The 7,465-nt window shown below is 64.4% G+C and carries 4 protein-coding genes; 2 read left to right on the forward strand and 2 right to left on the reverse strand.

The genetic code is table 11. From position 1 onward, the window contains the following. Positions 1–906: 906 nt before the first annotated feature. Together IOC69_RS02650 and IOC69_RS02655 are read left to right on the forward strand one after the other, a co-directional pair. The gene (locus IOC69_RS02650) at positions 907–2,589 is read left to right on the forward strand and encodes a M23 family metallopeptidase (RefSeq protein ID WP_290541976.1); all 1,683 of its coding nucleotides are present in this window, start codon (positions 907–909) and stop codon (positions 2,587–2,589) included. Between the two features lie 57 nt (positions 2,590–2,646). Beyond that, on the forward strand, positions 2,647–3,828 hold the full coding sequence (locus IOC69_RS02655) for an MFS transporter (protein WP_290541977.1): 1,182 nt from the start codon (positions 2,647–2,649) through the stop codon (positions 3,826–3,828). 148 nt (positions 3,829–3,976) lie between these two features. Here IOC69_RS02655 and IOC69_RS02660 read toward each other — a convergent pair whose 3' ends face one another. Next, positions 3,977–4,354 (reverse strand): MmcQ/YjbR family DNA-binding protein, encoded by a 378-nt coding sequence (locus tag IOC69_RS02660; protein ID WP_290541978.1) that lies wholly within the window; start codon positions 4,352–4,354, stop codon positions 3,977–3,979. A gap of 180 nt (positions 4,355–4,534) precedes the next feature. Next, entirely contained in the window at positions 4,535–7,156 is a 2,622-nt protein-coding gene (gene clpB, locus IOC69_RS02665; protein ID WP_290541979.1) for an ATP-dependent chaperone ClpB, read from the reverse strand. Between the last annotated feature and the right edge of the window lie 309 nt (positions 7,157–7,465).

The raw sequence follows: 7,465 nt of genomic DNA on the forward strand, positions 1-7,465 counted from the left end.
GTGCTCCCGCCAAAGCTTTTGGCTACTCTCAAAGACGCATGCGATACGTTGTTTCCTAACAGCCCCAGGTTACCCCAGGACCCGCAAGAACACACGCCGCCTGCGTCTCTCTTTCTCTCTTCACAATGTCAATCAGCAACGCCTGAACCAGAAACAAACAAATCCCCCGGCACAACCCTCTCAGGCTAACCGGCAGAACCGCCACCTTCTCGGCTTTCAGCACAAAGAGCCCGCGCGCTTCAAACAACGCAGCCCACAGTGGCTGGGCTTATAAAAGATCACCAACCAAAGTGTCAAGCGGGTCGCGCATGGAATCTTCATAAATCCTGTAAATTATTGAAAGAGAATAATGAAATTGATCCGCTCCGGCCTTGGGAGCTGGCTTCGAGAAGGGCAGGCCCCGGGCTTTGCCAGCCATTTGCCTGGTTTGCGACGGAAGTCCGCGTGCCGTCATGCCGACGGGGTCCGGTCTCTCCCCCGAAACATGGTTAGCGAAATGGTAATGAGTGCATGGGATATTGCAGCGTGTTGTTCTCAAGCCCGCCTTCGTCACGGCGGCAGGAGGGCTGGTGGAACCCTGTGGAAAGCCGTCAGCCATTGACGGTTGACTAACTGGATTTGTAAGGGCATTTTCCGACGCGCGCCGGGGCCTCACACAGGGGGCCCTGAGTCCCAGACGGAGCAAGGCAAATGAAAAAGCTCCGCTGGACCTGCCGATCAAGGGAAGCGGGCAGGCGTCACGTTTCAGGCGCGCGAGCAGGATACGTGCGATCAACTCACGTGCGAATATGACACGTGCGAGTGAGACAGGGGATATGAGTATTGAACGATCGCGTTGACAGACAGTTTCGCGCCCGCACGCCATTTGCCGGCCCGACCAGCCGTCCGCCACTGCCGTCGAAACCGGTGCCCCGCTTCACGACGGCGCCGCGCGCTGCCACCGCTCCACGCGCCGCCGCCGTGCCACGCGCCGCCGCCGTGCCACGTGCTTCCGCCGCCGCTCTGCGCGCCGCTGCCGTCCCTGCATCCGTCACCGAGCCGATACCCGATCCGTTCCAGGTTGAGCCTGCGCATCACCGCTGGCTGCTGACCACCTGTGTTGCCGGCATTGCCGGTTCGCTCGTCATCGGCAGCGCCGTTCTGGGCATCTTCGGCGAGAACGCCGCCCCGCGGGATGCCTATGCCTCGGTCGAGAAGGCTTCCATCGCCGGCTTCCCGGCGGATGCGCCCGGCGGACTGATTGGCCGGAAGGAGCTTTCCGCCGCCTATCAGGCGGTGGTGCCGGAACGTGACCTGAACAACGCCAACCTCTATCCTGAGATCACCTCCGGCGACCTGCCCTACAGCGAGGACAGGCCGATGACCATCGACGCCGACATCGACGGCGTGGACAGCGAGGAGAACATCACCACCATCACCAAGCAGGTGCCGCCCGAGCCGACCGACGAGACCTTCACTCTGGCCAAGGGGCAGAACCTGATCGGCGCGCTGACTGACCGCGGTGTCAGCCCGGATGCCGCAAAGGCGCTGGTTGCCGCCATCGATCCGATCTTCCCGGTGAACATGATCAAGCAGGGGACGGCGATCGAGCTGACCCTCGATCGGCAGATCGACTTCTACGGCCGCGAGGTGACCTTCCCGGTGGAACTCTCCTTCGAGCCCGGCCCGAAAGAAACGCTCACCGTCGAGGCCGACGAAGACGGCCGGTTCCAGGCGGCAATCGAGGGCGCAAAGGCCGGGACGAAGTCGCAATATGCGCAGATCAATCACTTCCGCACGGAAGCCGAAGTGGGATCGAGCCTCTACGGCACGGCCAAGGACAACAAGATACCGGACTACATCATCGCGGAATTCACCCGCATCTTCTCGTTTGATGTCGACTTCCAGCGCCAGGTGAAGGCCTCCGACAGCTTCGAGGTGTTCTACGGCAACCCGCTGACCGGATCGTCGTCGCGCCGCAAGGTGCTGCACTTCGCGCAGCTGACACTCGACGGCAAGACCAAGACCTATTACCGCTACACCACCAGGGACGGGCAGACTGATTATTTCGACGAGAAGGGCCGCAGCGCCCAGAAGTCCCTGCTGAAGACGCCGGTCTCCGGCGCCCGGCTCACCTCCGGCTTCGGCATGCGCATGCACCCGCTGCTCGGCTACTCCAAGATGCATGCGGGCGTTGACTTCGGCGTGCCGCAGGGCACGCCAATCCGCGCCGCGGGATCGGGCGTTGTGAATATCGCCGGCCGGCACGGCGCTTTCGGCATCGCCGTCGAAATCAAGCATAACAACCGCTACGAAACGCTTTACGCCCATATGCACAAGCTCGCCACCGGAATCCGCCGTGGCGTGAAGGTGAACCAGGGCCAGATCATCGGCTATGTGGGCTCGTCCGGCCGTTCCACCGGGCCGCATCTCCATTACGAGGTCCACGCCAATGGCCGCCCCGTAAACCCAACGCGCATCAACTCCGCGGGTGGCAAGCAGCTCGGCGGCAAGGAGCTGGCGAAGTTCAACCAGATGAAGCAGCGCGTTCTGGCCATGATGCAGCAGGCGCCTTCGCCGCTGCAGGTGGCGCAGGCCAAACAGCAGTAAGCCTTCGGACGCAACCTGGCTTGCCCCGGCGCGCCGCGCCTGCGATGAGGCTTTCGGATGCGCGTCTTCATCACCTTCCTCGCGGCCTATGCGCTCAGTCAGTTTTACCGCTCCTTTCTGGCGGTGATCGCGCCCGAGCTGGCGCATGAGCTGGCCCTCGACCCGCAGGCGCTGGGCAATCTGCAGGCCTTCTGGGTCCTCGGCTTCGTGGCCACGCAGTTTCCGGTGGGCTGGGCGCTGGACACTGCCGGGCCGCGCCGCACCGTGTCGCTGCAGATGCTGGCCGCGGTGGTGGGCGCCCTGCTCTTCGCCACCGCGCACAGCGCCTTCACCCTCAACCTGGCGATGCTGCTGATCGGGGCGGGATGCGGATCGATCTACATGGGGGCGATCTATCTCTTTGGCCGCATCGCCCCGCCGCAGCGTTTCGCGCTGCTGTGCTCCTGGCTGCTCGGTCTCGGCACGGCGGGTAACCTCCTCGCCGCCTCGCCGCTGGCCTTCCTGGCGCAGTCGATCGGCTGGCGCGGCGCGATGACCGGCATGGCGGCGGCGACCGCGCTCTCAGCCCTGTCGGTACTGCTGCTCATCCGGGATCCGGAGCGCATCACCACTCACGGCGCGCGCGGGCTGTTCGGCGGCGTGGGCGACATTCTGCGCATCCGGCATCTCTGGCCGCTGCTGCCCATCACGGCGGTGAGTTACGCCGTGGTGCTGGCCGAGCGCGGGCTGTGGGCCGGCCCCTATTTCTCCTCGGTGTTCGGACTGGAGCCGGTGGCGCGTGGCAATGCGCTGCTCGTCATGGCGGCCGCCATGTCAGCCGGCGCCATGGTCTATGGCCCGCTCGACCGGTGGCTTCGCACGCGCAAATGGGTGGTGTTCGGCGGCGTGAGCGTGACGGCGCTGTGCTTTGCGGCCCTCGCCTTGCCGGGCCTGTCACCCGCCACCGCGATCATCCTCATGGGCCTCGCCGGCGGCTTCGGCATGAGCTATGGCGTGCTGATGGCGCATGGGCGGAGCTTCGTGCCGGACCACTTGCTGGGCCGCGGCATCACGCTGCTGAATGTGCTCTTCATCGGCGGGGCCGGCGTGCTGCAGCCGTTGAGCGGTTGGCTGATGACGCGGCTCGGCGACCATCCGCCCGAACAGGCCTATGCCACGCTGCACCTGATCTTCGCCGGGCTGCTGGCGGCGAGCCTCTTGGTATATCTGTTCGCACGGGACAATCCCCCGAAGGCGTGAACCGGGCGCACCGCATGGCGTCATTACGGCCTCCACCGGGATGACGAGATAGAGCAGGTTTCCGTTCAGTGGAACCGAAACCCGCTCCATCTCCTTGTTTGGTCGCATTTTCGACGGTCAACCGGTGTCCACTTGACCTGAAAATGCCTTAACCTGGGATGTCGAACCCGAGGGTCCTCTGCACCCGCTTCGGCAGGTTCAGCGCGGCAAGCCTGTGGCTTTCGCGCAGATAATCCTTGAGTGCCGCGTCATCGAGAGTTTCTTCGTTCCGCCGCTGCAGCCACAGGAGCCCGCGCGAGGCGAAATATGGTGCGGGCCTTATGCCCGGCTTGTCCCTGAGCAGGTCGTAGGAAAGCTGCGAAGCTTTGAACGTGATGTCGAGCGAGGGCCCCTCCCAGCGCGAGGCAATGGCGAAGACCTTGCCCCTGGGCCCGCCAACTTTCCACACATGCGCATCGTCCCACTGCACCACACAGGCAGTGTGGGCGAGGCCGCGGCAGAAGCGGTTGTAGCCTTCAAGGGTCATGTGCCGAGAGTGCCATTTGCTTTCACAACCGACAAGCAACACACCAGAGTTCACCTCACGCGGGCTTGACCCGCGTGTCCTTTTGGCCTGCCGCAAAGGATGCCCCGGTCAAGCCGGGGCAAGGCGCATGTTGGGGACTGAAACAAAAGGGGCGGCCCCGCAGGACCGCCCTCTTGAAGTTCAATGCAGCTTCACGACCTTCGGATCGATGACGGTCTTGCCGCCCACCGGCACGCCGTTGAAGGTGAGGAGGCCGGCCCTGGCGTCCACCTTCACCGTCTCGCCGTCCTTGATGCGGCCTGACAGGATCTCCTCGGCGAGGGGGTCCTGAAGGTTTTTCTGGATCACCCGCTTCAAGGGACGCGCGCCATAGGCCGGCTCGTAGCCCTTGTCGGCCAGCCAGTCGCGCGCCGCGTCGCTGATCTCGATGCTGATCTTGCGATCCGCCAGCAGCTTGCGGAGACGCCCGGCCTGAACATCGACGATGGCGCCCATGTGCTCGCGCTTCAAGCGGTGGAACAGTACGATCTCGTCGAGGCGGTTGAGGAACTCGGGCCGGAAGTGGCTCTTCACCACGCCCATCACCTCGTCCTTCACCGCGTCCACGTCCTGTCCCTCGCCCAGGTTCACCAGATATTCGGCGCCGAGGTTCGAGGTCATGATGATCAGCGTGTTCTTGAAGTCCACGGTGCGGCCCTGGCCATCCGTCAGGCGGCCGTCATCGAGCACCTGGAGGAGCACGTTGAAGACATCGGGATGCGCCTTCTCGATCTCGTCGAACAGCACGACCTGGTAAGGCCGGCGGCGAACCGCCTCGGTCAGCGCGCCGCCCTCATCATAGCCGACATAGCCGGGAGGGGCGCCGATCAGGCGCGAGACAGAATGCTTCTCCATGTACTCCGACATGTCGATCCTGACCATCGCATGCTCGTCGTCAAACAGGAAGTGGGCCAGCGCCTTGGTGAGCTCGGTCTTGCCCACGCCCGTGGGGCCAAGGAACATAAACGAGCCGATCGGGCGGTTCGGGTCCTGCAGGCCCGCACGCGAACGCCTGACCGCGGTCGACACCGCGATCACCGCGTCCGACTGGCCGATGACGCGCTTGGCGAGTTCCGTTTCCATGGCGATAAGCTTCTCACGCTCGCCTTCCAGCATCTTGTCGACGGGAACGCCGGTCCAGCGCGACACGACCTGTGCCACGTGGTTCTCCGTCACCGCCTCCTCGAGCATCTTGGCGCTCGATTTTTCTTCCGCCTCCTTCAGCTTTTTCTCAAGGCCGGGGATGGTGGCGTAAGCGAGTTCGCCCGCCTTGGCGAAATCGCCCTTGCGCTGCGCCTGCTCGAGGTCGAAGCGGGCCTTCTCCAGCTCCTCCTTGACCTTGGAGGCGGACGCGAGCTGCGCCTTCTCCTCCTGCCAGCGGCGCGTCATGGCGGCCGATTTCTCCTCGAACCCGGCGAGTTCCTTCTCGAGCTTCACCAGACGGTCCCCGGAGGCCTGGTCGGTTTCCTTCTTCAGGGCCTCGCGCTCGATCTGCAGCTGCATGATGCGGCGGTCGATCTCGTCCAGCTCTTCGGGCTTGGAGTCAACCTGCATGCGCAGCCGTGAGGCCGCCTCGTCCATCAGGTCGATGGCCTTGTCGGGCAGGAAGCGGTCGCTGATGTAGCGGTTCGACAGGATCGCCGCGGAGACCAGCGCCGTGTCGGTGATGCGCACGCCATGGTGAAGCTCATACTTCTCCTTGATGCCACGCAGGATCGACACGGTGTCCTCGACCGTGGGCTCGCCCACGAAGACCGGCTGAAAGCGGCGGGCCAGGGCCGCGTCCTTCTCAACGTGCTTCCTGTACTCGTCCAGCGTCGTGGCGCCCACGCAGTGGAGCTCGCCACGGGCCAGCGCCGGCTTCAGCAGGTTCGATGCATCCATCGCGCCATCGGTCTTGCCGGCCCCCACCAAGGTGTGCATTTCGTCGATGAACAGGATGACGCCGCCTTCCGCCGCGGTCACTTCCGACAGCACGGCCTTGAGCCGCTCCTCGAACTCGCCGCGATACTTGGCGCCGGCGATGAGCGAACCCATGTCGAGCGCCAGCAGTTTCTTGTCCCTCAGGCTCTCCGGCACGTCGCCCTTGACGATGCGGAGCGCGAGGCCCTCGGCGATCGCCGTCTTGCCGACGCCAGGTTCGCCGATCAGCACGGGGTTGTTCTTGGTGCGCCGCGACAGCACCTGGATGGTGCGGCGGATTTCCTCGTCACGGCCGATGACCGGGTCGAGCTTGCCAGCCTGCGCGGCCTCGGTGAGGTCACGGGCATATTTCTTCAGCGCATCATAACCCTGCTCGGCGGAAGCCGTGTCGGCGGTGCGGCCCTTGCGGACCGCATTGATGGCATCGTTCAGGCCCTGCGCGGTGACGGAGGCATTCTTCAGGACCTTCTGGGCCTCCGAAGGCTCGACGGCCAGCGACTGCAGCAGGCGCTCGGCGGTCACATAGCTGTCGCCCGCTTTCTCGGCGATCTTCTGGGCGGCCTCGAAAACGCGCGCCATTTCGGGCGACAGGTAGACCTGCCCCGCGCCTCCGCCGGACACCTTGGGCATCTTCTTCAGCGCCGCTTCGGTTTCCCTGAGCGCCAGGCGCGAATCACCGCCCGCGGCCTTGATCAGGCCGGCGGCAAGGCCTTCCCCGTCGTCGAGCAGAACCTTCAGCAGGTGTTCAGGCGTAAAGCGCTGGTGGCCCTCACGCAGCGCCAGCGCCTGCGCGGACTGGATGAAGCCGCGCGAACGTTCGGTGTATTTCTCGAAATCCATCTGTTTCTCCTCCTCGGCGCCCTTCATGGACCCTGGGATGGCGCCCCTGAAAAGCCGTCAACGGTTTGATGCGCCGCCCCACGCTGAACCCCCGCGAGGCATTCCCTGATGAGAGCGGCTTGACAGGGGGTCATATGGGAAGCGTTTTCAGTCAATCAAGCGAGGCGGTTTAGTACTACAGTTGCGTCTGCGTGGTGAGTCTTGCGCGGTAGTGGGCCTCGGCGGCATGGGCTTGGTGAACGCGCCGCCAGAGTGACCAACTGAACACGAAGGCGCGTTTGACAGGTGGCGGAAAGACAAGCCGCGCCA

The organism is Aestuariivirga sp. (genome assembly GCF_020252405.1).
In the GTDB taxonomy this organism is placed as follows: domain Bacteria; phylum Pseudomonadota; class Alphaproteobacteria; order Rhizobiales; family Aestuariivirgaceae; genus Aestuariivirga.

What these genes read in the sequence shown, in the direction of transcription:
- clpB (WP_290541979.1), bottom strand. Translation starts at nt 7,156, where the DNA reads ATGGATTTCGAGAAATACACCGAACGTTCGCGCGGCTTCATCCAGTCC.
- IOC69_RS02660 (WP_290541978.1), bottom strand. Translation starts at nt 4,354, where the DNA reads ATGACCCTTGAAGGCTACAACCGCTTCTGCCGCGGCCTCGCCCACACT.
- IOC69_RS02655 (WP_290541977.1), top strand. Translation starts at nt 2,647, where the DNA reads ATGCGCGTCTTCATCACCTTCCTCGCGGCCTATGCGCTCAGTCAGTTT.